Below are 26,198 nucleotides of genomic sequence, written 5' to 3'. Positions count from 1 at the left end.
GTATTATTGTCCGATTACAACTTTAGGAAAACGAATCACTTTATCCCCTAGTTTATATCCTTTTTCAACAACATCGATGATTTTTCCTTTTAAATCGTCGCTAGGTGCAGGAATTTGCGTTATTGCTTCATGGTCATCTGCATTGAACGGATCTCCTTGTTGTATTTCAATTTTAGTTAAGCCTTTTTTCTCTAGAGTTGATAAGAGTTTATTATAGATTAACAGTACTCCTTTTCTTAATTCTTCGGCTTCTTTATCGTCTTCAATATGTAATAACGCACGTTCAAAATCGTCTAATACTGGCAACATTGCCAACATCAAATCTTCACTAGCCGTTTTAAATAAATCGATACGTTCTCTGGCAGTACGCTTTTTATAGTTTTCAAACTCAGCGAATAAACGCATGAATTTATCTTTTTCTTTTGCTAAATCTTCTTTAAGTTGTTCTTCAACCGAAAGTTCTTCCTCCTGAGATGCTGTTTCAGTATTATTAACATCCTCCTGAACTTGTGGCTTTTCTATAGTTTGATCTTTATCTTTTTTACTCATCTTATGGTTTATTAAATAAATCTTCGATTTAAGATGGCAAAAGTACTGCCATTATTACTAAAATGTCAAAATGTCACCAAATTATTTTCTATTGAATTGACATATTATTAATCAATGCGTATTTTTGAAGGACATTAACTCAAATATTAAAACTATGAGCACTAAATTTTTAAAATTTTCTATCCTGTTGGTTTTTGCAATTACCTTTGCCAGTTGCAAAGATAAAGCTGCTGAAGCAAACACAAGTGATGCTGAAGCTGCTGCAGTAAGTGAAAGCACATCACAAAAATACACTGTCAATGTTTCTGAATCTGCAATTCACTGGAAAGGTTTCAAACCCACTGGAACACATACAGGAACAATCAACTTAGACAATGGGATATTTAAAACAGATGATGGCAAATTACAAAGTGGCACCTTTCTAATTGATATGAAATCAATCACTGTTACCGATTTAGAATCTGGTAATGGTAAAGAAAGTTTGGAAGCACACCTTATGGGAACTGTTGAAGGTAAAGAAGGTGACTTTTTTAATGTTACAAAGTTTCCAACAGCTGTATTCGAAATTACAGGAACCGAGTCTATAGCTGCTGGAAAAACGAGACTTTCAGGAAATTTATCAATGGTAGGTCAAAAACATAACATTTCGTTTCCGGTTACGATCACAAATGAGAATGACATGATGACTATTGAAAGTGATTCATTTACTATTGATAGAACTACCTGGGGAATAAACTTCAAATCAAAATCTGTCTTTGATAATATTGGAGAGAAATTTATCAATGATGATATGGAGCTAAAAATTATTGTAAAGGCTAAAAAAGCTTAAACTGAATTACATTTTTTTAAAGTATAAAAAAAGCATTCATAATTTTATGAATGCTTTTTTATTTCTGTATAGGCAGATAATGAAATTATTAGGCAAACCCATTTTTCATCCTACACATTTAGTTTCAACTAAATAAATCTAAAAGCGCAGGTTCTATATGATGATAGGTAAACAAAAAACCTTCTTCTTCAATTTTAGACGCACTAACACGCTGACTTTCAAATAGGAGTATATGCATTTCTCCTAGTACAATTTTCATTGCTACTTTAGGAATGTTTGGTAATATCAGCGGTTTATGTAGTACTTTAGCTATTGATTTGGTAAGTTCTGTATTTGTGACAGGGTTTGGCGCTACGCCATTGTAAACACCTTCTAAATTATTGGTGGCTGCAAATACAAAAAGCTGTGCTAAATCTTTAATATGAATCCAGGATTGCCACTGATCGCCACTTCCAAAAGGAGCACCAGCTCCAAAACGTATCGGTTTAGTCATTTCTGGTAAAGCACCTCCTTTTTCAGAGAGTACCAGACCTATTCGTATTTTGGCTACTTGCATGTTTAGTGATGAAAATTCGTCAATTGCCGCTTCCCATTTTTGAACAACCTGACCTAAAAATGAATCTGACTTTAGTGGTTCATCTTCGTCGTAATAATTAGTTAATGAATCTGGATAAACTCCAATGGCACTTGCCGAAATTAGTTGTTTAACAGATAGATTATTCGACTTTATAGTATCGTAGAGTAATTTTGCAGTTCGTGTTCTGCTAAGTATAATTTCTTCTTTATAACTATCTGTCCAACGTTTAGAAATCGTGGCTCCAACCAAATTGATTATTTTATCTACGCCTTCAAAACACCGAATATCAATTTCACTGGTAGTTGGATTCCAATAAAACCCTTTATAATTGGCCTTGGAACTCAGTTTATTTTTTGAAGTTGTTAGGTAATGAACACCTATGTCTTGGTCATGACAAACCTTTACAATTTCTTGTCCAATCAAACCTGTAGCTCCTGTAATTAATATCTTCTTCATAGCTTTACAAAGTTACAGAAATCCTAAATCAAGCCTGCAGGTTTTAGTAAGGGTTTAACGTTTGACCGCTCTAATCATATGGCGCTTACCAGGAGGACCTTGTAGTTTTTCAACATCAAAACCTAAAGAATCAAGCGTACGTCGCACACTACCAATTGCAGCATATGTAGTAAGCACTCCTTTTGGTTTTAAAGCCCTGTGCATAAGTTTAAAGATTGTTTCTGTCCATAATTCTGGTTGAACTCGTGCACCAAAGGCGTCAAAATATATGATATCGAACGTATTTACTTCGGAAATATCCTTAAAAAACTTTTGTTGCTTTGTAAGTGCAAATGCTTTAGAAATCTGGTGTTTATCTTCCCATGAAACGTCATGCAACTTTTTAAATATGTCTTCATTAATTTTTAATTCGGAAGGATAGTTCAATTGCGAAACTTCTTCTGAAGCTACCGGAAAAGCTTCAACACCAACATAATCAATCTGACGTTCTAATTCTTTGGCCTTCAAGATTGTGAGTAATGCATTTAAGCCCGTTCCAAATCCGATTTCTAAAATTGAAATCTTTTCCTTTAAAGCTGGTTGATTTTCAGATATAAAAAAAAGCAAACCATGTTGGATATATACATGATTTGCTTCTTGTATTGCACCATGAACAGAATGGTATTGCTCGTTCCAATCTTCGATTTGAATGGTTTTAGAACCGTCTGCTGTGGTAATTATTTTACGCTGCACATTATTCTGTTTTCAATAATACGCCATCTGCTAAAAACGAATATGTTTTTTTAGGTTCTGTAATCTTTGCAATGTCTTCAGGTGTTGCTCCACCATCTTCAGCATAGTGTCGTTGCTCATCAACAGGGACTTCATTAACGTAAGCTTTTCCGTTTATCACGACTTCCTTTCCCGAAATATCTTTAGGCATAAAAAATCCGTAATCTTTAAATTTCACCATAACTTGCTCGCCATTTGGTAAATCTAATTTCATCCAGCATCCTTTAGCCTGACATACTTCATCTACCTTGGCAATCATCTTAGCATCAATAGAATCTCCAACTGCCATATTTTCATAATGTACAGCCATTCGTTTTGCTGTTAATGCATCTTTATCTGTGATTTTTTTACCAAAAGAATCGTAAGTAATATCCTGAACTTGTTCTTTTGCCTCATTGTCTATAGTCGCAATAGCGTCATTTTGTTTCTTTTCTTCTTTGCAGGATACTAATAGAAGAGCAATTAAGACTATTGATAATAAATGTTTCATTGGTTTGTGCTTTTGTAAGTGTTAATAAACCTTTTGTTATAATAAAATTAACTTTAAGATATCAAAGTTATGCATTTTTTTAGACATTATTATGTTTTTTAACCCATCAGAAATGACTAATTTTGCAGAACTAAACACCAAAAAAATGTCAAGCACATATACTAGTAATTTACGTATTGAAAAAGCAGCGACTTCAAAGTTGAAAGATGTTAATTTTGAAAATATTGCATTTGGAAAAACATTTACAGACCACATGTTTATGTGTGATTTTGTAAATGGCGAATGGCAGCAACCGCAAATCATGCCATATCAACCAATGACTATGCAACCATCTGCTCGAGTTTTTCATTATGGTCAAGCTGTATTTGAAGGAATGAAAGCCTATAAAGATGATGATGGTAAGGTATTTTTGTTTAGACCAGAAGAAAACTTTAAACGAATTAACAAATCTTCTGCGCGTTTAGCTATGCCAGAATTTCCTAAAGATTATTTTTTCGAGGGATTAACAACACTATTAAACCTCGATAAAGATTGGATTAAACCTGGTGTTGGAAATTCTCTGTACATACGCCCTTTTGCAATAGCTATAGATCCTGCTATCGCTGCTGCTCCAGGAGAAAGCTATCGTTTCATGATTATTTGTGCTCCAGCTAAAGCTTATTATAAAGGCACTGTAAAAGTGCTTATTGCCGAACAGTTTAGTCGTTCTGCAAATGGAGGTGTTGGGTATGCTAAAGCAGCAGGAAATTATGCTGCTCAGTTTTACCCAACCAATTTAGCACAACAAAAAGGGTATCAACAAGTGATTTGGACTGATGCTGATACGCATACTTTTTTAGAGGAAGCTGGTACTATGAATGTCTTTTTCAGAATTAATGATACGCTTATTACTGCACCAACTAGTGATAGAATATTAGATGGTGTTACTCGTAAAAGTTTAATTCAATTAGCTGAAGATAATAACATCAAATGTGAAGTAAGACCAATTAAGGTTAATGAAATTGTTGAAGCGTCTAAAAATGGAAGTTTGAAAGAAATTTTTGGTGCTGGTACAGCTGCTGTGATTAGTCCTATTGAAGGTTTTGAATACCAAGATACGTATTATGAGCTCCCAGAAATTGGCGCACATTCTTATTCTTCAATGTTAAAGCAACGCATGCTTAATATTCAGCATAATCTTGCTGAAGACAAGCATCATTGGAGATACGAAATAAAATAAAAAAAGAGCCAAATGGCTCTTTTTTTATGACTCTAAAATTTCCTTTATATGAGGTTTGAAATAATTTGGTCCTTTTAGTACTTTGCCATCTTCTCTATAAATTGGTTCTCCGTCTTCCCCAAGTTTACTCATATTACTACGCTGGATTTCATCAAAAACTTCTTCAATTTTGTATTGGAGTCCGTGTTCTATAATTGTACCACAAAGGATGTAAAGCATATCACCTAATGCATCGGCTACTTCAACCAAATCGTTATCATTGGCTGCTTCAAGGTATTCTTCATTTTCTTCACGCATTAATTTATAGCGTAACATGTTTTTTTCTATACCCAAATCGGCCTTAGGTGTTTCTCTGTGACCAATTTTAAATGCTGTATGAAATGCCTTTACAGCTTCAATCTTGTTTTTCATAATATATGTATTCTAATTAGAACCAAACTGCTATAATTTTCGTATATCTTTTAGGTTGAGCTACTTGCAATTATTATAAAAATTTTCACAGTTTATATCAAAGTTAGTAGTTAAGGTTTAATTATTTTTGCATAAAAATAGCCATATGTTTAGTAACGGTCAATTGATTTTCGGAATTTTATTTGCTATAGCTTTTGCTATCATAATTTATCTTGCCTACCGAAAAGACCTTAAAATTCACAAAAAATACTACAGAGGAAGTGTTTGGGTCTTGATTGCTTTCATTGCGTTTATATTGATGATTGCAACGATTAAGTTTGTATTTGTTTAACAGCAAACTGACTTTATATTAAATTCTTTGGCTATCTGCACATATTTTAGTAATTTGATTCATAATTACATCTCTCCCTATTTAATTTTTAGTCATATCCAATAATGGATATATAATGATATGGCTCTTAGCCATCATCTCACTAAACTATAAATTATGTAATCAAATTATTATGAAAAAATTGGTTTCTCCTGTCACCATGTTTTTATTTGGTGTTATTGCTTTCGCTGCAATTATGATCATCACGCGTAAAATGGAACTATCGTTCGATTCACCCAATTTTTGGTTTTATCGTGTACTGACAGCTTTAGCAGCAGCTTCTATTAGTATTTCAATTCCTGGTATGATTAGCATTAATCATGTACCTCAAAAAGATGAAAACGGAAATGTGCAAACCTTTCAAGCGGTTTCTAATATGTCATTATTAGATAAGGAGCCCACAGTAAGTGCATCTGGTGCTATTGCAGTTTTTGTATTGGTGTATTTGTTTAATCCTTTGGTATAGTTGTATCTAATTTAAATGATGACAAATCAGAAAGTATTCGATGCTTTATAAACACCAACTATGATTATTGTTTATTCTGTTATTTGTTTGATTGTACTTAATTTAATTCTATTAAAATTTAGTATCAATAAAAAAAGGATGTAATTTTCACTACACCCTTTTTTAACATTTATATTTAAATCCTAGTTTTCCTCAGGAAGGAAACCGTAATTTTTGCTGTACATCAACATCTGACCATCAAATGTTTCAGGTTGCGTTACTTTAATGGCAGTAATTTCTCCATTATCGTCTTTTTCAGCAACGAGTACTGGGTTTACAAATCCGCTGTATGGTGCAGATGTAAATTGCTTGTTACGCTCTAAAACTTCTGCATGAATATCCTGATCTACTTTTACACCATAACCTTCAACCAATGCTTCAACCGCTTTATAATCGCCTTCAGATTTGATACGTTGTGTTTCTCTTAGCAATTGTCCGAATAACTCATGAAGTTTATCATAATCAGTAATATTGAAATACGTTTTACCATCTCTTGTTACTTTTTCTATCACGTTATCAGCAGCGCCTTTTTCAAAAGCCCATGCAGAAACCCACTGTCTGTTAACCATATGAGCTTCTTCAACATCGTCGCCTAATTTCAATCTAATTAACTGAGTCATAAGTCCGTTTCTGATATACCCATCGTAGGCAGCTTTTCCTACAGATTTCCAATCATCCACTAAACCTAATTCTTGTAATTTCGGATTGTATAAATAATATAATCCAACTAAATCTGCTCTACCTTCTTCAAGTGTTGACGCATATTTTTTAAGAGTTTCTTTAGTTTCACCAACGCCTGGATTTAATTGTCCAGATGCATGACCAATTACTTCATGAAGTGCTGTATGTAATTTATCACCTAACTGCCCGTATTTCTTTTCAAGCTCATATTCTTCATCATCGTGTACAAATTCTTTTAAACGACCTGTACTTCCAGAATTATTGTAAGAATTTATGATATTACCTAAAGATACCGACTTACTTCCGACTGCAGCTCTAATCCAGTTAGCATTAGGCAAATTAACACCAATTGGAGTACTTGGCGAAGCATCTCCAGCTTCTCCTGCTACATTTACAACTTTATATGTTACTCCAACCACATTTTTCTTTTTATGAGCGTCCATTAGCGGAGAATTATCTTCAAACCATTGAGCGTTTTCAGATAATACAGCCATTTTTTGAGACATATCAAAATCTTTGATTTGTACAATAGTTTCATAAGAACCTCTGTAACCCACAGGATCATTATATACTTCAATAAAACTGTTGATGTAGTCAATATTTCCTTCGGTTGCTGCTGTCCAGGCAACATTATAATCATCCCATGTTTGTAAATCTCCTGTTTTATAGTAATCGATCAATAAACCTAAAGCATCACCTTGAGCTTTATTTTCGGCAACACCTTTAGCTAATTCTAACCATTTAATGATTTCATCGATAGCTTCACCATATAATCCTCCAGATTTATAAACACGCTCCTTAAGCACGCCATTTTCTTTAACCAACTGAGAGTTTAAACCATATGACAAAGGTTTTTCAGGGTTTGGAGACACCTTGTTTTTATAAAACGATTCTACATCAGCAGTAGTTACATCAGGTCCGTAGAAGTTTACAGCAGATAATAATACATTATCTACATCCTTAGTAAGGTTAACTTTTTTAGCATCTTTATCATTAAAGATCACATCAAAAGCTTCGCCTTCTAAAGCTGTATCTGTATCAGTTAATAATCCTTTTAAATAGTCTGAAGAAAATTCAGGCTTAATCTTATCATTTGAATAGTGATGGTGAATTCCGTTAGAAAACCAAACACGTTTCATATAGGTTTCAAATGCTTTCCAATCTGTTGAAGACTTATCTCCATTGTAGTTGGCATAAACATGCTCTAAAGCTTTTCTAATCTTTAAATTATGTCTGTAGTTTTGATTCCATATAATATCACGACCAGATAAACCTGCTTGAGTTAAATAGTACACTAATTTTTGCTCTTTTAAGGTCAAATTTTCCCAACCTGGAATTTGATAGCGCAAGATTTTAATGTCAGCAAACTGCTCTACATTATAATTAAAATCATTAGTTTTTGTTACTTCTGAAGTGTTTTCTGAGTTATCACTTTTTTTATCTTCTCCACATGAGAACATAAAACTAGTTACGATACACAGAACCAGTATAAATTTTAATTTCATTGTTAATTATTTAATTATTGATGCGCAAATGTAAACATTTATACACATCTCTTAAAATTGATTATCTTTGATTACCTAATTAATTTGTATACCATCTTGAATTTGAACCTATACGGTTTGAAACAGTTTATTATCGGAGATTTATTTAACATATCAGGCTGTATACGATGATTAAAAAATCTTAATAAAACACATGAAAGCACTAAAATACATTCTGTTTTTACTATTAATTTTATTTATTGGTTTAGCTATTTATATAGCCGTTCAGCCCAATTCATTTGAAGTCGAACGAAAAAGAACAATCAATGCTCCAATTAATATGGTTTATGATAATGTTATCGATTTTAAAAACTGGGAAGCATGGTCATCATGGGCTGAAGCTGACCCTGAAATGGTAATTACGCTTCCAGAAAAAACTCGAGGTATCAACGGCTCATATACCTGGGAAGACAAAGATGGTGTTGGTGTAATGAAAACAATAGACACAAAAGCCAATGAGACTATTGTTCAAGAAATGCAGTTTGCCGAATTTCCAAAATCTGAAGTCACTTGGCATTTAGAACCTAATGGTACAAATAAAACTGATGTAACCTGGAATATTTCTGGAAAAGACCTTCCTTTTACTTTTAAAGCTTTTGCTGCATTTATGGGTGGCATGGAAAAACAAATTGGTCCGAATTATGAGCGAAGCCTGGAGAAACTCGATAGTATTTTGGTTTCAGACATGAAAAAATACAGTATTACTGTTGAAGGCATCACACAACATAGTGGCGGATTTTATCTCTACAATACAACATCTTGTAAAATGGAGGATTTCAAACAAAAAATGCAGGAAATGATGCCAAAAATTGGAGCTTATGCTATGGCGAATAATATTGTTATGGCGGGAAAACCATTTGTCATTTATCATAAATGGGATACCGAAAACAATACAGTTATGTTTTCATGCTGCATTCCAACAACTTCAAAAATCATCACCAATGACCCAGAAGTTCTCACAGGACAATTAGAACCTTTTAAAGCGGTTAAAACGGTATTAAAAGGTGATTATGTAAACTTAGAAGAAACCTGGAATAAGGCTATGGCTTACATTGCTGAAAACAATTTGATACAACCAGAAACTGGGCCAGTGATTGAATCTTATCTTACTGATCCTGCTTCTACGCCTAATCCTGCCGAATGGATTACAGAAATCTATTTAGCGGTTGAGTAAATGAAACAACTCCTACTTGTTTTTTTAGGAGGAGGCTTTGGAAGCGTCCTAAGATATGTAATCGGCAAGTTTCTGAACAATCCCGAAAATGGTATTCCCTACGGCACTTTTGCTGCTAATATTCTCGGTAGCCTTCTTATAGGAATTATTTTAGGCTTAGCAGCTAAAAACGACACTTTAAACTCAAACCAAACCTTGCTTTTAGCGACAGGTTTTTGCGGTGGTTTTACTACCTTTTCAACCTTTGCTTACGAGAACCACCTATTACTTAAGTCTGGAGATTTCTCAAGTTTTGCAATCTATACTATAGCAAGTTTTATTATTGGCTTTCTTGCTGTTTTCTTCGGAATGTATGTCGTGAAATCTTAATGCTTTTTAAACGCTTTTACTCCTGCTTTTACCTTTAAGTCGATATAATTTTCTCGAGGAACTATCGGGCAAGAATATTTCTCGTTATAGGCACAATACGGATTATAAGCTGTATTAAAATCAATGATGAGTTCATTACTTTCAGGTATTCTCATATCAATATAGCGTCCACCACCATAACTTTCCTCGCCATTAGTAAGATCTAAAAAAGGAAGAAATAAATAATCTTCATACCCTTCTTCTTTTATTAAACCTTGATTTTGATAAATATTAAGCTGATGTGTCTCTCCTTGAAGCTCAAAACTAATTTCGCCATATTTAACATATTCAGGTAATCGGTCTGTAGTTGTTTTCATTTGAAATACGCTCTCATTAGGAGTTCTTTTAAATGTAGCCTTGACAATATATGTAGAATCGAATTTAAAAAAATCTAATCCTTTAAAGGTTTTTCTGTCTTTGTCTTTAAGAGGAGATGTTGTGGCATCCTTATATTCTGAATTTATTTTTTTTTGAAATTCAGTAGTTCCAGCAATAGGTCTTTTATCTTGAGCACAACTTAGTGCAGATACAAATAAAACAAATAGTAAAATATATCGCATAATTCAATTTTTCAATTCAAAAATACAACTTAAAGAAATTTTTCATAGCTTTGGACTATATAAATTAAGAATAATGCAAAACTGCGTCGTAACATATACCAAAAGACAGACCTCTTTTTTAAAGAGTCGGACTTCCTATATGCTATGATAATATAATTATTTAACCAATCAATCATAAAAAGTCCGACGATATCGTCGGACTTTTTACATTTATACATCAACCAAAATGAAAATGTTAATCAACAACTACCTCAATACGTACAGAGGCATTGCCAAAGAAATTTGGTTTCTATCATTCGTAACGTTTATAAATCGTGCTGGAGCAATGGTAATTCCGTTTTTATCATTGTATTTAACCGATCAAAAAGACTTTACATTACCACAGGTTGGATGGATTATGACCTTTTATGGTTTTGGTTCTTTATTTGGTAACTTTATAGGAGGAAAACTAACTGATATTATTGGTTATTACAAGACCATTGTTTTAAGTTTGTTTATTGGAGGCATTGGGTTTATTGCCATTCAGTTTTTAGATAGTTTTTCTAGTCTTTGTATAGGTATGTTCTTTCTTATGCTGGCAGTAGACACCTATCGTCCTGCTGTTTTTGTTGCTGCAGATGCCTATAGTATTAATAATAATGTCACAAGAAATATAGGCCTTATACGTTTAGCTATAAATCTAGGCTTTTCTATTGGCCCTGTGATTGGTGGAATTTTAATTGCTAGAGCCAGTTACGAGTCTATATTTTGGGTAGACGGCATTACATGTATGATTGCATCATTACTTTTAGTGCTCTTGTTAAAACCAAAAAAGAGTGAAAAAAAAGAAGTCAGTATTGTACATGTTAAAGAAGGTATTTCACCTTATGCAAACCCAGCTTTCTTACTATTTTTCGTAGTTATGGTAATAAATGCGATTGCCTTTGTTCAGTATTTTTCTACAGTTCCTATATACTACAAGCAAATTCACGGATTATCTGAAGACACAATAGGCTCGATTTTATTTTTAAACGGGATTATGATTGTATTCCTAGAAATGCCTTTAATTGCTTGGGTTGAAAGGTTAGGAATGACAAAAATTACAGCTACTATTTTAGGCATCGTTTTCCTTGCTATAAGCTTTATTATTCTAAATTTTTCTGATTTGTTTGGTACTTTAATCATCGGTATGGTATTGATGACTATTGGTGAAATGATAGGTTCTCCATTTTCCAATGCACTAGCGTTAGACATGGCTCCAAAAGGACGAAAAGGAAGTTACATGGGATTGTATAGTATGAGTTTCTCAATCTCGCATATTATCGGCCATAACGCAGGCATGAATGCAATCCATTCTTTTGGTTTTGAAATGACCTGGTATGGCATGTTTATATTATTGGGTTTTGCTGCAATAATTATCATGTACTTACCAAAACTCATTAATAAGATAATATAATTATGAATTTAAATCAAATAACAATACCATCGTTGGATGTTGAAAAAGCAACGATATTTTATAAAACCTTAGGGCTACAACTTATTGTTGATGCTTTACCAAGATATGTCAGATTTGAATGTCCAGACGGAACCTCAACATTTTCCATTCACAAGGTAGATTCATTACCTGAAGACGGTCACAGAATAACGGTTTACTTTGAAGACGAGCATCTTGATGATTTAGTAGAACAACTTCAGCAAAAAGGAATTATATTTACTTCAGAACCCGAAGATAAAGACTGGTTATGGCGAGAAGCACATTTAAAAGATTTAGATGGCAATCCCATTATTTTATATAAAGCAGGAAACACCAGAACAAATCCACCATGGCGGATTCAAGATTAATACAAATGAAATACATCCTTTTACTATGTAGTATGCTATGCTTTGTTAGCTGTAATATGTCTGAAGACAAAAAAGAACGTCAGAATAATGAGATACTGAAACAAGTTCAGCATGACGAAAAGCAGTTTCCAAAATTAGAAGCGAACCGTTATAATGTGGCTTTTTTAATTATGGATGGTGTTTATAATACCGAATTAACTGCACCTTTTGATATTTTTCAACATACGATTTTTAGAGATGGTATTAAACCTATGAATGTATTTACAGTTGCAAATACAGACGCACCAATTGTCACATTTGAAGGCATGCGTATCCTACCCGATTTCAATTACACCAAAGATGATTTGCCGAAAATTGATATTCTGGTTGTTCCAAGTGCTGAGCATCATTTGGACACCGATTTAGACGACACCGTGATGCTTGATTTTGTAAAGCGCGTCGATAAAGAGGCGCAATTTATAACCTCACACTGTGATGGTGCCTTTGTGTTGGCACAAGCAGGTTTATTAGATAATTCGGTATCAACAACTTTTCCCAGTGATATTGATACCATGCGTGAGCGCTTTCCTGATTTAGATATTAGAAAAGAGGTCTTATTTGTCCACGATGGAAAATACATTACGTCAGCGGGAGGCGCAAAATCCTTTGAAGCGGCACTGTATCTTTGTGAACATCTCTACGGAAAATCGATTGCTGAAAGCTTGGCTGGCGGATTAGTAATTGATTGGAAATTGGAGGAAGTACCGCATCTTATCATTAACTGATAGCATTTTACATACATAAGAAATACTCTGAAGCAGCAACAAAACACCTTACTTTTTCAAAGGTTTCACCTCATTGTGTTTGACGACATGAGATAACACAATTTGTGTTTTGGTCTCACCATAAACAATCAACTGATCAATAAAGGATTCAAGATGTTTTTGGTTTTTTAAAATCACTTCCATCACAAAATTTTCATTACCTGTAATTCGATAACAATTAACAACTTCATCATAAGTTGTCACCTTTTCTAAAAAAGGTTTCAACATGCCCATAAAAGCACGTAAGGTAATTAACGCTTTAAGTTGATAGCCCACTTCAAAAGGCGACACTAAGGCATTATAATTTTGAATAATTCCGGCATCTTCCATCTTTTTGATGCGCTCAGAAACTGCTGGAGAACTAATTCCAACCTGCCGACCAATTTCGGCACTAGACTGTCTTGCATTTAACTGTAAACACTTCAAAATTTTCCAGTTAAGAGAATCAATATGCATTTAAAGTATTTTAATAAAATAAATTAATAATTAAATCAAATATACGCTTTTACTTTAAATGTTAAAGCATAATGTCGTTAGTTGTCACTAAATTTGTTACACTTTGCTAAAGAAAAATGAATTATAATATCCCATCTCACTTATCTGAACTGCCTATATATCAAAAGGCTATGGATATTCTTGTCTTATCAAGAAGCATCTCTACCTATATCAATCAGGATTTATCGTATTTGCGTCCTGATGGTAGTGAAGATACAGACATCTATTTTTCTGGAGATATTGTTCAACAATCAGAATCACTAGCTCCCGAAATAGAAAAAGCTCAAGCTGAGCGTTTTTCAGAAAAAAAACACAAACATTTAGCTTCTATTGAGCGCTTAACGCATCGATTACATCTTAACTGTAATCGTTTACAGCATTGTAATAGCAATGGTAAAGATTACTTACCAATTTTACAAAGTGAATTGAGAAAGTTTAAGCGATTACAACATCGCTGGATGATGACACTTTAATGGTTACACACTTTACAATCGGCTTTTTCTTTTAACTCACCAACTAAGTATCCGTCGTCATTGACTTTAAAATCACAACAGTCGACGAAACCTTGAGCAATGAGTTTTCTTCCGCGTTGTATTTGAGATTTTACAGTAGGTAATGGTAAATGTAATTGCTTAGAAACCTGCGCTTGTTTAAGACCTTTTATATCGCTTAAAAACAAAGGATCGCGATACTTTTTGGGTAAACTTTTAATAATGCCGCGCAAACAGTCGACTTTAGTATGTTCTAACTTCTGGTCTTCAAAAATAAAGTCTTCATCTGAAGTTTCATAAACAAGATCGCGCTGCCTGAAATAGTCCAAAACTGTATATCTAGCGATTGAAAACAACCAGGACTTCACCTTATCATCGTCTTTAAGTGTTTCTAGCTTCGTATGTACTTTAATAAAGGTTTCCTGAAGTAAATCATCGGCTACAGAAACGTCTTTAACTTTACTCAAAATAAAGTATTTAATGACCTCTGCGTACTGTTTCCATATGTCTTTAGTTGTTGTCATACTCCTAAAAATAAGCAATGCCTATTCTAGTATAAAGTTACCAAAACAGACATTACGAATTAAATATTTACATATAACTTAACAGTTACAATTACTACATGTACAATTATCACATGTACAGTTGTTACAATTTCCATCTTTGCAACCTTCACAGTTACAAGTACAATTTATAGAATTCATAAGTTTTCATTTTTAAGGTTCATACTATAGACGTGAGAGTTTTAAAAAAGATGCATTTTTGAGAAACTTTTTTAAGACCATTGAATTTAAGTAATGATTTCACTAAAGAATGTACGTTTGCTTGACCTCTTTGCTGCAATAATTATAAAAACTTGTACAAGATTCATATTTGGTGTAAATTTACATCAAACGAATTATTATGGCTAGACAAAGTATATCATTTACAGAACCCAATGATGAATGGTTGAAAAATCAAGTTGACAATAAAGAATATTCAAGTAAGAGTGAATTAGTCAATGATTTAATTAGACAAGCAAGAAATCAACAGGTTCAAATTGATTGGATTAGAACGAAGCTGGAAAGAGCTGAAAATAGCGGATTTACTTCTGACAGTAAATCGCAAATTCTAAAACAATCGAAGGACTTACTCAATGGCTGAATTTAGAATAAGTAATACAGCTAAAGAAGATTTAATAAGAATTCATCATTATGGCGTTAATACGTTTGGGATTACTCAAGCTGACAAATATTATAACTCCTTTTTTGATTATTTTAAAATTATTGCTCAAAGACCATTTTCTTTTGAATCGGTCGATTATATAAAAAAGGGATATCGAAGATGTGTTTGTGGATCTGACAGTATTTTTTTCAAAATAAATGGAGAAATTATTGAAATAATGACAATAATAGGAAAACAAGATTTAGATCATATTCTTTAAAATAATCAAAAAAGAAATAATCTCGATTTTGCATGCGCTTCGCTTTACTTTTAGTACTTCTATGAGATCCCGAATCCAGTTCGGAATAAGCGATAATCTCAATTTTGCATGCGCTTCGCTTTGCTTTTAATACTGCTATGAGATCCCGAATCCAGTTCGGGATAAGCGATAATCTCAATTTTGCATGCGCTTCGCTTTGCTTTTAATACTGCTATGAGATCCCGAATCTAGTTCGGGATAAGCGATAATCTCAATTTTGCATGCGCTTCGCTTTGCCTTTAATACTGCTATGAGATCCCGAATCCAGTTCGGAATAAGCGATAATCACAATTTTGCATGCGCTTCGCTTTGCTTTTAATACTGCTATGAGATCCCGAATCTAGTTCGGGATAAGCGATAATCTCAATTTTGCATGCGCTTCGCTTTGCAAAATTGGATTCCTGCTTACATGTTTCGTCTATACTGACCTCCGACTTCAAACAAGGCTGACGTAATTTCACCTAAAGAACACACTTTACAGACATCCATTAAAGCTTCAAAAATATTTTCATTAGAAATGGCTTTATGCTGAAGGTCTTTCAACAAGGTTGTAGTATCGTTAGCTTTATGAAGGTTTTCTAAAGTGTTAATCTGAAATTGCTTTTCTTCTTCAGTCGCTCGAATGACTTCCGCAGGAATAACCGTTGGAGACCCTTTAGAACTCAAGAATGTATTCACACCAATAATAGGAAATTGCCCGTTGTGTTTTAAGGTTTCGTAATACAAGCTTTCCTCCTGAATTTTACTGCGCTGATACATGGTTTCCATTGCGCCTAAAACACCTCCACGCTCTGTAATTCGATCAAATTCCAGCAACACCGCTTCTTCTACTAAGTCGGTTAATTCCTCAATAATAAACGAGCCTTGAATTGGGTTTTCATTTTTCGCTAATCCTAATTCCTTATTAATAATCAACTGAATGGCCATGGCACGACGTACCGATTCTTCCGTAGGCGTCGTAATCGCTTCATCATATGCATTGGTATGTAAGGAATTACAATTGTCATAAATAGCATACAAGGCTTGAAGCGTTGTACGAATATCATTAAAGTCGATTTCCTGAGCATGTAAGCTACGTCCAGATGTTTGAATGTGATATTTCAACATTTGCGCTCTGGCATTAGCCCCATACTTATGCTTCATGGCTTTAGACCAAATTTTTCGTGCAACACGACCAATCACAGCATATTCTGGATCGATACCATTGGAGAAAAAGAACGATAGGTTTGGACCAAATTTATTGATGTCCATACCTCGTGATAAATAATATTCAACATAGGTAAATCCGTTAGCCAAAGTAAACGCCAATTGCGAAATTGGATTCGCGCCAGCTTCGGCAATATGGTATCCTGAAATAGACACCGAATAGAAATTACGTACGTTATTTTCGATAAAATATTCCTGAACATCACCCATTAAACGCAGCGCAAATTCCGTAGAAAAAATACAGGTATTTTGCGCCTGATCTTCTTTTAAAATATCGGCTTGAACGGTTCCTCTCACCTGAGCAATGGTTTTGGTTTTGATATCATTATAAACATCTGCTGGTAATACTTGATCTCCAGTAACACCAAGCAACATCAAGCCTAAACCATCATTGCCTTCAGGTAATTCACCATTGTATGTTGGACGTTCTTTTCCTTTATAGAGTTTAGCTATTTTTGCTTCAACCTCTTTTTCTAATCCGTTTTCTTTGATATAAATTTCGCATTGCTGATCGATGGCTGCATTCATAAAAAAGCCTAATAACATTGGAGCCGGACCATTAATCGTCATACTCACTGAGGTCATTACATCGGCTAAATTAAAACCAGAATACAATTTTTTAGCATCGTCTAAACAACAGATTGAAACACCTGCATTACCAATTTTTCCGTAGATATCTGGTCTGTGATCTGGATCATTTCCGTAGAGCGTCACACTGTCAAAAGCCGTCGATAAACGCTTTGCAGGCAGTCCCATACTCACATAGTGAAAACGACGGTTGGTACGTTCTGGCCCACCTTCACCAGCAAACATACGCGCGGGATCTTCACCTGTGCGTTTAAACGGATACAATCCTGAAGTATACGGAAATTCGCCAGGCACATTTTCTTGTAAAGTCCATCGTAAAATATCTCCCCAAGCCTGATACTTTGGTAATGCGACCTTCGGAATTTGCGTGTGCGATAAAGATTCGGTATGCGTTTCTATTTTTATTTCCTTGTCTCTAACTTTAAAGGAATAAATCGGATTTTTGTATTTATTAACTTTGTCGTCCCAACCCGTAATCACTTCCCAGTTATAAGGATCGAGGTTGAGTTTTACGCGATCAAATTCGGCAATAAGAAGTCTTGCAAAGTCTGTGTTATCATCCTGAACTTGTTTCAGGATCTCATTATTAATTCCAGCTTTATCAAGTTCTGGTGTAGTTTCAGCCACAGATTCTATGGTTTTATAAATGCCGTAGAGTCTTTGCGCTACTTCTACTTGATCATTGACCGTTTTATCGTAAGCGCGATTGTTTTCAGCTATTTCAGATAAATAACGGGTTCTCGCTGGAGGAATCACAAACACCTTTTCGCTCATTTCATCAGAAATTTGAAAGGTCGATTGTAAATCGGTATCTGTTTTCTCTACAAGCTTATCCATGATCGCTTTGTAGAGCGTATTCATTCCTGGGTCATTAAATTGAGAGGCAATCGTTCCAAAAACAGGCAATTGATCTTGAGGAATATCCCAAAGATTATTGTTGCGCATGTATTGTTTCTTCACATCACGTAAAGCATCTAACGAACCACGTTTATCAAATTTATTGATAGCGACTAAATCGGCAAAATCAAGCATATCGATTTTTTCGAGTTGTGTGGCAGCACCAAATTCTGGAGTCATCACATACAAAGACACATCGCTATGTTCTATAATTTCGGTATCACTTTGACCAATACCCGAAGTTTCTAAAATAATTAAATCATATTCGGCAGCTTTAAGCACTTCTACCGCTTCGTTGACGTATTTAGACAAAGCTAAATTAGATTGACGTGTCGCCAAACTACGCATATAAACCCGAGGTGAATTGATGGCATTCATTCTAATTCTGTCGCCTAAAAGCGCACCACCTGTTTTTCGTTTTGAAGGATCTACAGAAACGATACCTATAGTTTTTTCGGGGAAATCGATTAAAAAGCGTCTCACCAGTTCGTCAACCAAACTCGATTTTCCTGCGCCACCAGTTCCTGTAATTCCGAGAACCGGTGTTTTAGAATTTTTATTTTTAACATGAATTTCATCTAAAGTTGCTTTGGCGACTTCTGGAAAGTTTTCAGCAGAAGAAATCACACGTGCTATAGCTTTAGGGTTTTTCTTCGGAAGCGTATCAAGTTCGCCATTTAAAGTATCTCCAATGGCAAAATCTGATTGTTGAACCAAATCATTAATCATGCCTTGCAGTCCCATTTCTCGTCCGTCATCCGGAGAGTAGATTCGGTCAATACCGTAGTCCATGAGCTCTTTAATTTCCGAAGGTAAAATCACACCACCTCCACCACCGAAGATTTTGATATGACCAGCGCCTTTCTCCTTTAAAAGATCGTGCATGTATTTAAAATACTCATTATGACCACCTTGATAGGACGTCATACAAATAGCATTGACATCCTCTTGAATAGCTGTATTAACGACTTCTTCAACACTTCTATCGTGGCCTAAATGAATCACCTCAACACCTGTGGCCTGAATAATTCGACGCATGATATTAATAGATGCATCATGCCCATCAAATAGTGATGCTGCAGTTACGATTCTAACTTTATGTTTTGGCTTATAAGGTGCGACTTGCTTCATTCGTAATATTATGAGGATTTAAAGACACAAATTTACGGAATATTCAAAAAATACAAGAGTTTATAATCAATTATCTAAAAGTTAAATTTTCAAAACGGTCGGAATGATTTTACAGTAACTTAGTTGACTTAAATTGGAGTATTGATATGAAAAAAATCACCCTACAAATTCATTGTAAAGATCAATCTGGAATCATTGCATCGGTCACCAAATTTATAGCAGATCACAGTGGAAACATTGTCTATATTGACCAGCATGTGGACCGTGAACAAAATATCTTTTTTATGCGTATTGAAAGTGAATTTGATTCGCTATCTATGGATAAGTTCACTTCAAATTTCAAACATGTATTGGTAGATAAATTTCAAATGAAATGGCGTATTTATGATGCCGAAGAACAACCAAAAATGGCAATTTTTGTGTCAAAATATGACCATTGTCTTTATGACATTCTTGGTCGTTATAGCTCAGGAGAATTACATTGTGAAATACCCTTCATTATCAGCAATCACAAGGATTTGCAACCTATTGCAGATAATTTTAATATTCCGTTTTATCATATTCCAGTATCGAAAACGACTAAAGCACAAGCTGAAGCAAAGCAACTAAAACTCTTAGAACATCATAACGTAGACTTTATCGTTCTAGCCAGATATATGCAGATTGTTTCGACCAAATTAATAGAGCGCTACCATAATAAGATTATCAATATTCACCATTCATTTTTACCAGCATTTGTAGGTGCAAAACCCTACCATTCTGCATTAAAAAGAGGTGTGAAAATTATAGGAGCAACTAGTCATTATATTACCGAAGAACTAGATGCAGGTCCCATTATAGAACAAGACGTTGCGAGGGTATCTCACACCTATTCTATAAAGGATTTAATTACAAAAGGACGAGATCTAGAAAAAATTGTGCTTGCGACTGCAATTAAACACCACATCAACCGCAAGGTTATGGTCTATAATAATAAGACTGTTATTTTTTATTAGCAAAAATTTACTTTTTAAGAGTTTTCATCATTACACCAAGTTGTTTTTGTAAGGTTTTTTATATTAAATTTTTAAATGTTAACTTTATTTTATGTTAATTTTTTATTAATTTCACGCATTAAACCCTTTAATTTTGATGATTTGATAAAATTTTAATAAAAACCACACTTTACTTCTTAGAGTCTAAAGTGACCTATCAAATATTTAGGTGTCTAACTAATTGCCGCACAAAATGTGTTGGCTTATACAAATATCTATAACCATTAACTAATTTTTAATTATGAAACAAAAATTATTTTTATTCCTATGCTTGCTTGCTAGTGTAGGTTACGTTCAAGCCCAAGGGCTTCCAACAAATCCAGAACCTGGAAAGTGTTATGTGAAGTGTATCACAAAAGATACATTTAAAGAGGTTACAGAAACCTTACAAGTTTATCCTGCTTATACAACTTTAGAAGTTGTTCCTGCTACTTATAAAACAGTAGAGGAAACTGTGTTAGTTAAAGAAGCTACAGAAAAATTTGTTTATACACCAGCTACATACGAAACTGTTGATGTATCCTATGTAAGTAAAGAAGCACGTACAGATTTAAATGTAATTCCTGCTACTTTTGGTAGAGATTCAAGAACATTTCAAACGTATCCTGCAACTTCGGGTTGGGAATACAAAATTCTTGAAGACTGTCCTTCTGTAAACAAAGACGACTGTGTTGCTGCTTGTTTTGTTGAGTATCCTGCAACTAACAGAGATGTTCCTTTCACAACTTTAGCTACAGACGCTAGCACATCAAGTGTTCCTGTACCTGAGCGTACTGCTACCTATAAGAAAAGAGTTATAAAAACTCCTGCTCGTATGGATAAAGTAGAAATACCAGCTGAATACAAGACGATTACACGTCAGGTTATTGATGTTCCTGCATCTACACGAAGTAATACAATTCCTGCCAGAACAGAAACTGTTACAAGAACTATTCTTGATCAAAAAGGAGGTATCACAACTTGGGAAGAAGTTGAATGTGAATTATTAAACCCAACTGTTATTCCAATTTTTTACGAAACTGCTAGTGCTCGTTTAACACCAGCATCTAAGCGTACTATTGACGAAACTTTATTACCTATCTTAAATGATAAACCTGTGAATATTGAAATCATGGCGCATACAGATTCTAGAGGTAATGATGATTACAACATGTCGTTATCACAACAACGTGCAAACTCTGTAGTTAACTACTTAGTATCTAAAGGAATATCTAGAAGCCGTTTATCTGCTAAGGGTTATGGTGAGACAAGATTAACTAACCGTTGTTCTAATGGTGTAGATTGTTCAGAAGAACAACACAGAAGAAACAGACGTACTGAGTTTAGAATATTAAATAACTAGAACGCCTTTTCTAAACATATCAAAAAAAAAAGACACCTTTTTAAGGTGTCTTTTTTCTTATCATATACGTTTTAAAGCGTCCCTTTTCTTTTGTTGCTTTAATACCATAAGCATCTTCCAAATTGGTTTGCATTAAATTGTAAAAACGATGATGAATTTGCCAATCGTGTTTATCCAAATCAGCTTCTGCCCCTTTAGTAGCTAAAGGCAAATTTAAAACAGAAGCTAATTGAAACATCACATCTTCAAAAGTGACATTATCTGCTTGAATTTGAGTATCGTCTATTAGATAATTGGCTGTATTTTCTCCCCAATCTATTTGATGTGTATCCCAACAGATCATATTAGATATGTCTAGCATTAACACTTCTCCTTGAATTTCAGAATGAAATATATCTAATTTTAACTCCTCCAAAATTGGAAATAACCCATTACCTCCCTTTTTGATATAAACTTCGTAGGTTTTATTTAGAGTCGGAGCAATTTGCACCTGACTCTTCAATATTTTTTTTTCCTTAGCTATTATACTTTTTAGATCTCCTTTGTAAACTGTATAGTCACCTCGTGAACTACTCACTAAAGTTTCAAAGGTTTCATTTTTAAGCTGCTTGATTTCAAAATCATCAGAAGGCATATAATCTGCTTTAAAGACCTCTTCTTTTATCTTTTGGACTTTCAAGACCTTATTAACTTCTTTGATTTTTGTGTTTTGTCTTAAATAGTGCTCTAAATCTGTTTTCTTAAAATCTGTCGGACTTCCTTTCCACAACACAGTTCCATTTGCATTAATAAGTAGTCCGTAAGGCAATGTTCGTGTATTATTAGCTTTGAACGTTTCACCTTTATAATCTATAGATACTGCTAAATCTGTTGGATGCTTCTTTAAAAATCGTTTAACCACATCAGGATTTTCTTCTGACAAAGAGACTACATAAAACCGGTCAGGATATTGTTTTTGTAATACACCCAGATATTCTGAAGCATAGACACAAGGTTTACACCAGGTTGCCCAAAAATCAATAAAAAATAAGGAAGCTTCAGTATTTGTTGCTGTTTTGGAAGTTTGAATCGTTTCAGAAAATCGAATTTGGCCATAGCTAAAACTCGATATAACAAAACATATTAGGATTAATAAGCGTTTGTATAAATTCATCAATTTGTTTTTATTACTCCCTTAATATTAACAACTATTATGCTAAAATAGTATTTTATACTAAAAATTTAAATTTTCTTTAAGACCTTATTTACAAAATTTTAAACTCTAAAAAGTTTTATACTTTATATTTGCATCTTAATTAATAACCCGAAATTATGATTCGTAAAATTTTAGCTTTTATTCTTATTTTAAACTTCACAGCTTGTGCTGAATTGCAAGACGTGGTTAATAATCTCCCTCAAGGCGGAGATGTTCTCAGCAATGCAGACATTGCCTCTGGCCTGCGCCAAGCTTTAGACTTAGGCATAGACAAGCAAGTGAGTAAGCTCACTCAAAAAGATGGCTTTTTCAAGAATGAATTAGTTAAAATAGCATTACCTCAAGAACTACAAAAAGTAGACAAGGGTTTACGTGACATAGGCTTAGGCAACTTAGCTGATGAAGGATTAAAAGTTTTAAACCGAGCTGCCGAAGATGCTGTTAGCGAAGCGACTCCTATATTTATTGACGCCATAAAGGACATTACATTTAATGATGCTAAAACGATTTTACTTGGAAATGATGATGCTGCAACGCAATATTTAACCAGTAAAACTCAGACTGCATTATACGATAAATTTAAACCTGTAATTAACAGTTCGTTCTCAAAAGTTGGAGCCGATCAAATCTGGGAAAACTTAATAAATAAGTATAATGCGATACCTTTTACAAGTAATGTAAATCCTGATTTGACTGATTATGTGACAGGTGAAGCTTTAAAAGGTGTGTACACTATGATTGCCGTAGAAGAAAAAGAGATTAGATCTAAGGTGTCTTCTAGAACCACAAGTCTATTGCAAAAAGTATTTGCATTACAGGATTAAAAAAAAGTAATTAAATTACTTTTAATACAAAGCTAATATTAAGGTAACACCAAAAGCATAAATAAGATACATCTTTGTATCAGTTAGCATTCAATAAACTACATTATTATTTTTTTGAATTAGAAAAGTTAGTTATTAAAGTCGGTCTTAGTCTTAGGCCGATTTTTTTTTGCTATTATTTTTAGAGTTTAGTTGCTGATTTACATTATTTTAAATACATTTAAGTGTTCAAATTTCTTTTGTAATGAAACCACCACGTAAAATTCTGGACCATCAAAACAAACTACTCTTACGTTACAAACGCTTGATTGAACAAGCCTATAACTTTCGGCAAACTGATTCTGCTCTTAGTGACATTTCCGAATTTCAGGCCATAAAGTTACTTCACAAATTAAATAAACTAAAGTATCTTAATCGAGATTTAGGAAGAATCCAACAAAACTAATTTTACAATTATTTAACGTACTTAGAGCGTCTAACACCTGTTTTTTAACCGTATATATGGAATAAAAACAAGTATTATGAATTCACACTTTTGTAAAGTTGGTAAAACAAGTCCAAACAATAATAAAATTTTCAGTCTTAAAGATTTAGAAGATAAATATATTCGTTTTGTTGAAGAAGCGTATAATGTTGAACAAACCGATATGAGTTTAAGTGACATTTTGCGTTATGAGGCTAAAAAACTAAAACAAATTATTTTAAGTCTCAAACGAACAAATTCTAAAGATCTTGATGCAGCGTTTTAAAATAGTCAAACGCATACTGCAATCGTGATCCATACCAGGAGAAATACTCACCATTTACTAAAACAACCTTAGTATCAGGAAACTGATGCTTTAAATCTTCAATGTGCTTGTCTTTAAACGGATATGGCTCACTTGATAATAATATCGCATCAAGTGCTGTATCCATTTTCTTTAAATTTACCTCAGGATAACGCTCAAGTTCCTTAAAGTAATTTTCAAAATTATTTAAACTAAGGATAGCATCTATAAAGGTATTATTTGCTGCTACCATCCAAGGGTTTTTCCAAATGAAATACGCCACCTTAAGTTTTAATTTCCCTTCAATACATCTAGTAAAATCTATATGAGCTTTAGATATATTCTGAATAATTATGTTTGCCTTTTTTTCTACTGAAAACAATACACCATACATTCTAATGAGTTCTAAAGCATCTGGCACATTATAAATATCACTGATATGTACAGGTGCAATTTCTTCTAAATCTAAAATCATTGCCTTGGTATTTTCTTCTTTATTACAAAGAATAATATCTGGATTCAAAGCTTTAATCTTATCTAAGTCTACTTGTTTTGTTCCGCCAACAATCGTCTTTTCCTTTATAAGATGTTTTGGATGCACACAAAACTTAGTGACACCAACAATAGAAGATTCTAAACCCAAATCGACCAGTAATTCGGTTTGTGAAGGCACTAATGAAACAATTCGCTTAGGCGTCTCTTTAAATTCTAAAGTTCTATTGAGCTGATCTTTATATTTCATGATGAGATGCTGAAACATATTCAGCATGACAATTTATTTGGATAAAATCGCTTCCATTTGCGCCTGTAAGTCTCTTGCTTTTTCTGCAGCAGCTTCAGCAAAATACTCATTTTCAGAAGCGTAAATAATTCCTCGTGAAGAGTTAATTAATAAACCAATAGAATCATTCATTCCATACTTACAAACGTCTTGCAAATTTCCGCCTTGAGCACCAACACCAGGAACCAGCAAGAAACTATCTGGAACTATAGTTCTGATATCTGCTAAATATTCTGCTTTTGTAGCACCAACAACATACATTAAATTTTCAGAGTTGGTCCAGGATTTTGACGTTTCTAAGACTTGTTTATACAATTCTTTATCTTCAACTTTTTTAGTTTGAAAATCGAAAGCACCTTGATTGGAGGTTAGCGCTAGCATAATTGTATGTTTGTCTTCAAAAGCCAGAAAAGGTTCTATAGAATCTTTTCCCATATAAGGCGCTACAGTAACACTATCAAAATTTAAATCCTCAAAAAAAGCTTTAGCATACATTGTGCTTGTATTACCAATATCACCACGTTTGGCATCTGCAATTGTAAATTGTTCTGGATGCTTCACGTTAAGATACATGATGGTTTTTTCAAGTGCCTTCCACCCTTTTAAACCATAGGCTTCGTAAAACGCTGTATTAGGTTTATAAGCAACACACAAATGATGAGTTGCGTCGATAATCGCTTTATTGAAAGCAAAGATTGGGTCTTCTTCTTTCAATAAATGTTTAGGGATTTTATTTAAATCGACATCCAATCCGATACATAGAAAGGATTTCTTTTTCTTTATTTGTTCAGTAAGTTGTTGTGTAGTCATATCAAAA

Annotated in this window: 30 protein-coding genes; 17 read left to right on the top strand and 13 right to left on the bottom strand. The window is 33.8% G+C overall.

Translation table 11 applies throughout. The features are described 5' to 3' along the window. Nucleotides 1-3: 3 nt before the first annotated feature. Nucleotides 4-549 carry a nucleotide exchange factor GrpE gene (locus H7350_RS09095; protein ID WP_204345595.1) on the bottom strand — a complete coding sequence of 182 codons (546 nt, stop codon included), beginning with the start codon at nucleotides 547-549 and terminating at the stop codon, nucleotides 4-6. A gap of 154 nt (nucleotides 550-703) precedes the next feature. On the opposite strand from H7350_RS09095, the gene H7350_RS09090 reads away from it, so the two are divergent. Further along, complete coding sequence (locus H7350_RS09090; protein ID WP_204345594.1) at nucleotides 704-1,378, top strand: YceI family protein; 675 nt, start codon at nucleotides 704-706, stop codon at nucleotides 1,376-1,378. Nucleotides 1,379-1,502: 124 nt separating this feature from the next. On the opposite strand, the gene H7350_RS09085 is transcribed toward H7350_RS09090, so the two are convergent. From H7350_RS09085 to H7350_RS09075, 3 genes are read right to left on the bottom strand one after another with little or no spacing between them, the layout of a single operon-like run. Further along, nucleotides 1,503-2,411: a TIGR01777 family oxidoreductase gene (locus H7350_RS09085; protein ID WP_204345593.1), complete on the bottom strand. Its 909-nt coding sequence runs from the start codon at nucleotides 2,409-2,411 to the stop codon at nucleotides 1,503-1,505. 54 nt (nucleotides 2,412-2,465) lie between these two features. After that, nucleotides 2,466-3,143: a tRNA (5-methylaminomethyl-2-thiouridine)(34)-methyltransferase MnmC2 gene (gene mnmC2 / locus H7350_RS09080; protein WP_204345592.1), complete on the bottom strand. Its 678-nt coding sequence runs from the start codon at nucleotides 3,141-3,143 to the stop codon at nucleotides 2,466-2,468. Nucleotide 3,144: 1 nt separating this feature from the next. After that, on the bottom strand, nucleotides 3,145-3,672 hold the full coding sequence (locus H7350_RS09075) for a DUF4920 domain-containing protein (protein ID WP_204345591.1): 528 nt from the start codon (nucleotides 3,670-3,672) through the stop codon (nucleotides 3,145-3,147). Between the two features lie 145 nt (nucleotides 3,673-3,817). Here H7350_RS09075 and H7350_RS09070 point away from each other — a divergent pair, with 145 nt between their 5' ends. Continuing rightward, the gene (locus H7350_RS09070; RefSeq protein WP_420825366.1) at nucleotides 3,818-4,891 is read left to right on the top strand and encodes a branched-chain amino acid aminotransferase; all 1,074 of its coding nucleotides are present in this window, start codon (nucleotides 3,818-3,820) and stop codon (nucleotides 4,889-4,891) included. Nucleotides 4,892-4,915: 24 nt separating this feature from the next. Here H7350_RS09070 and H7350_RS09065 read toward each other — a convergent pair whose 3' ends face one another. After that, complete coding sequence (locus tag H7350_RS09065) at nucleotides 4,916-5,302, bottom strand: pyrophosphohydrolase domain-containing protein (protein WP_204345589.1); 387 nt, start codon at nucleotides 5,300-5,302, stop codon at nucleotides 4,916-4,918. A gap of 145 nt (nucleotides 5,303-5,447) precedes the next feature. Between H7350_RS09065 and H7350_RS09060 the strand changes: the two genes are divergently transcribed. Together H7350_RS09060 and H7350_RS09055 are read left to right on the top strand one after the other, a co-directional pair. Then, entirely contained in the window at nucleotides 5,448-5,633 is a 186-nt protein-coding gene (locus H7350_RS09060; protein ID WP_204345588.1) for a hypothetical protein, read from the top strand. A gap of 172 nt (nucleotides 5,634-5,805) precedes the next feature. Then, the gene (locus H7350_RS09055; protein WP_204345587.1) at nucleotides 5,806-6,138 is read left to right on the top strand and encodes a hypothetical protein; all 333 of its coding nucleotides are present in this window, start codon (nucleotides 5,806-5,808) and stop codon (nucleotides 6,136-6,138) included. Nucleotides 6,139-6,320: 182 nt separating this feature from the next. Here H7350_RS09055 and H7350_RS09050 read toward each other — a convergent pair whose 3' ends face one another. After that, a complete protein-coding gene (locus tag H7350_RS09050) occupies nucleotides 6,321-8,363 on the bottom strand; it encodes a dipeptidyl-peptidase 3 family protein (protein ID WP_204345586.1) in 2,043 nt (680 codons plus the stop codon). Nucleotides 8,364-8,556: 193 nt separating this feature from the next. On the opposite strand from H7350_RS09050, the gene H7350_RS09045 reads away from it, so the two are divergent. Beyond that, on the top strand, nucleotides 8,557-9,576 hold the full coding sequence (locus tag H7350_RS09045) for an SRPBCC family protein (RefSeq protein WP_204345585.1): 1,020 nt from the start codon (nucleotides 8,557-8,559) through the stop codon (nucleotides 9,574-9,576). Continuing rightward, nucleotides 9,577-9,945 (top strand): fluoride efflux transporter CrcB, encoded by a 369-nt coding sequence (crcB, locus tag H7350_RS09040; RefSeq protein ID WP_204345584.1) that lies wholly within the window; start codon nucleotides 9,577-9,579, stop codon nucleotides 9,943-9,945. Here the strand turns inward: crcB and H7350_RS09035 are convergent. After that, complete coding sequence (locus H7350_RS09035; protein WP_204345583.1) at nucleotides 9,942-10,544, bottom strand: DUF1684 domain-containing protein; 603 nt, start codon at nucleotides 10,542-10,544, stop codon at nucleotides 9,942-9,944. The two genes, crcB and H7350_RS09035, sit on opposite strands and share 4 nt — an antisense overlap. A 226-nt stretch (nucleotides 10,545-10,770) precedes the next feature. On the opposite strand from H7350_RS09035, the gene H7350_RS09030 reads away from it, so the two are divergent. The 3 genes from H7350_RS09030 to H7350_RS09020 are packed head-to-tail and all read left to right on the top strand — an operon-like array spanning nucleotide 10,771 to nucleotide 13,129. After that, a complete protein-coding gene (locus H7350_RS09030) occupies nucleotides 10,771-11,979 on the top strand; it encodes an MFS transporter (RefSeq protein ID WP_204345582.1) in 1,209 nt (402 codons plus the stop codon). 2 nt (nucleotides 11,980-11,981) lie between these two features. Next, nucleotides 11,982-12,365, top strand: coding sequence for a VOC family protein (locus H7350_RS09025; RefSeq protein WP_204345581.1), 384 nt, complete (start codon nucleotides 11,982-11,984; stop codon nucleotides 12,363-12,365). A 5-nt stretch (nucleotides 12,366-12,370) separates the two neighbouring features. Beyond that, complete coding sequence (locus H7350_RS09020) at nucleotides 12,371-13,129, top strand: DJ-1/PfpI family protein (RefSeq protein ID WP_204345580.1); 759 nt, start codon at nucleotides 12,371-12,373, stop codon at nucleotides 13,127-13,129. A gap of 48 nt (nucleotides 13,130-13,177) precedes the next feature. On the opposite strand, the gene H7350_RS09015 is transcribed toward H7350_RS09020, so the two are convergent. Beyond that, a complete protein-coding gene (locus tag H7350_RS09015; protein WP_204345579.1) occupies nucleotides 13,178-13,624 on the bottom strand; it encodes an Lrp/AsnC family transcriptional regulator in 447 nt (148 codons plus the stop codon). A 116-nt stretch (nucleotides 13,625-13,740) separates the two neighbouring features. Between H7350_RS09015 and H7350_RS09010 the strand changes: the two genes are divergently transcribed. Next, nucleotides 13,741-14,136, top strand: a complete 396-nt coding sequence (locus H7350_RS09010) for a hypothetical protein (protein WP_204345578.1) — start codon at nucleotides 13,741-13,743, stop codon at nucleotides 14,134-14,136. Here the strand turns inward: H7350_RS09010 and H7350_RS09005 are convergent. After that, complete coding sequence (locus tag H7350_RS09005) at nucleotides 14,133-14,678, bottom strand: sigma-70 family RNA polymerase sigma factor (protein ID WP_204345577.1); 546 nt, start codon at nucleotides 14,676-14,678, stop codon at nucleotides 14,133-14,135. The genes H7350_RS09010 and H7350_RS09005 overlap by 4 nt on opposite strands. A gap of 379 nt (nucleotides 14,679-15,057) precedes the next feature. On the opposite strand from H7350_RS09005, the gene H7350_RS09000 reads away from it, so the two are divergent. After that, complete coding sequence (locus tag H7350_RS09000; RefSeq protein WP_204345576.1) at nucleotides 15,058-15,297, top strand: ribbon-helix-helix domain-containing protein; 240 nt, start codon at nucleotides 15,058-15,060, stop codon at nucleotides 15,295-15,297. After that, entirely contained in the window at nucleotides 15,290-15,577 is a 288-nt protein-coding gene (locus tag H7350_RS08995; RefSeq protein ID WP_204345575.1) for a type II toxin-antitoxin system RelE/ParE family toxin, read from the top strand. The genes H7350_RS09000 and H7350_RS08995 overlap by 8 nt, the downstream gene beginning before the upstream one ends. A 444-nt stretch (nucleotides 15,578-16,021) precedes the next feature. Here the strand turns inward: H7350_RS08995 and H7350_RS08990 are convergent, their stop codons facing one another. Continuing rightward, nucleotides 16,022-19,438, bottom strand: a complete 3,417-nt coding sequence (locus H7350_RS08990; protein ID WP_204345574.1) for a methylmalonyl-CoA mutase family protein — start codon at nucleotides 19,436-19,438, stop codon at nucleotides 16,022-16,024. A gap of 146 nt (nucleotides 19,439-19,584) precedes the next feature. Here H7350_RS08990 and purU point away from each other — a divergent pair, with 146 nt between their 5' ends. Beyond that, a complete protein-coding gene (gene purU / locus H7350_RS08985) occupies nucleotides 19,585-20,433 on the top strand; it encodes a formyltetrahydrofolate deformylase (RefSeq protein WP_204345573.1) in 849 nt (282 codons plus the stop codon). Between the two features lie 280 nt (nucleotides 20,434-20,713). Then, nucleotides 20,714-21,814 (top strand): OmpA family protein, encoded by a 1,101-nt coding sequence (locus H7350_RS08980; protein WP_204345572.1) that lies wholly within the window; start codon nucleotides 20,714-20,716, stop codon nucleotides 21,812-21,814. A gap of 40 nt (nucleotides 21,815-21,854) precedes the next feature. Here H7350_RS08980 and H7350_RS08975 read toward each other — a convergent pair whose 3' ends face one another. Further along, nucleotides 21,855-22,967, bottom strand: coding sequence for a TlpA family protein disulfide reductase (locus tag H7350_RS08975; protein WP_204345571.1), 1,113 nt, complete (start codon nucleotides 22,965-22,967; stop codon nucleotides 21,855-21,857). 158 nt (nucleotides 22,968-23,125) lie between these two features. On the opposite strand from H7350_RS08975, the gene H7350_RS08970 reads away from it, so the two are divergent. From H7350_RS08970 to H7350_RS08960, 3 genes are all read left to right on the top strand, one after another. Continuing rightward, on the top strand, nucleotides 23,126-23,833 hold the full coding sequence (locus H7350_RS08970) for a DUF4197 domain-containing protein (protein ID WP_204345570.1): 708 nt from the start codon (nucleotides 23,126-23,128) through the stop codon (nucleotides 23,831-23,833). A gap of 244 nt (nucleotides 23,834-24,077) precedes the next feature. Beyond that, nucleotides 24,078-24,278, top strand: coding sequence for a Lacal_2735 family protein (locus H7350_RS08965; protein WP_204345569.1), 201 nt, complete (start codon nucleotides 24,078-24,080; stop codon nucleotides 24,276-24,278). Between the two features lie 76 nt (nucleotides 24,279-24,354). Then, on the top strand, nucleotides 24,355-24,582 hold the full coding sequence (locus tag H7350_RS08960; RefSeq protein ID WP_204345568.1) for a Lacal_2735 family protein: 228 nt from the start codon (nucleotides 24,355-24,357) through the stop codon (nucleotides 24,580-24,582). On the opposite strand, the gene H7350_RS08955 is transcribed toward H7350_RS08960, so the two are convergent. Further along, nucleotides 24,557-25,369, bottom strand: coding sequence for an ABC transporter substrate-binding protein (locus tag H7350_RS08955; protein WP_338105770.1), 813 nt, complete (start codon nucleotides 25,367-25,369; stop codon nucleotides 24,557-24,559). The genes H7350_RS08960 and H7350_RS08955 overlap by 26 nt on opposite strands. A gap of 6 nt (nucleotides 25,370-25,375) precedes the next feature. Further along, on the bottom strand, nucleotides 25,376-26,191 hold the full coding sequence (pyrF, locus tag H7350_RS08950; protein WP_204345567.1) for an orotidine-5'-phosphate decarboxylase: 816 nt from the start codon (nucleotides 26,189-26,191) through the stop codon (nucleotides 25,376-25,378). Nucleotides 26,192-26,198: the final 7 nt, after the last annotated feature.

The sequence above is a fragment of the Psychroserpens algicola genome (genome assembly GCF_014526325.1).
GTDB lineage: Bacteria > Bacteroidota > Bacteroidia > Flavobacteriales > Flavobacteriaceae > Psychroserpens > Psychroserpens algicola.
The sequence above is the reverse complement of the archived record's forward strand: the minus strand, read 5'-3'. Positions and strand labels throughout refer to the sequence as shown.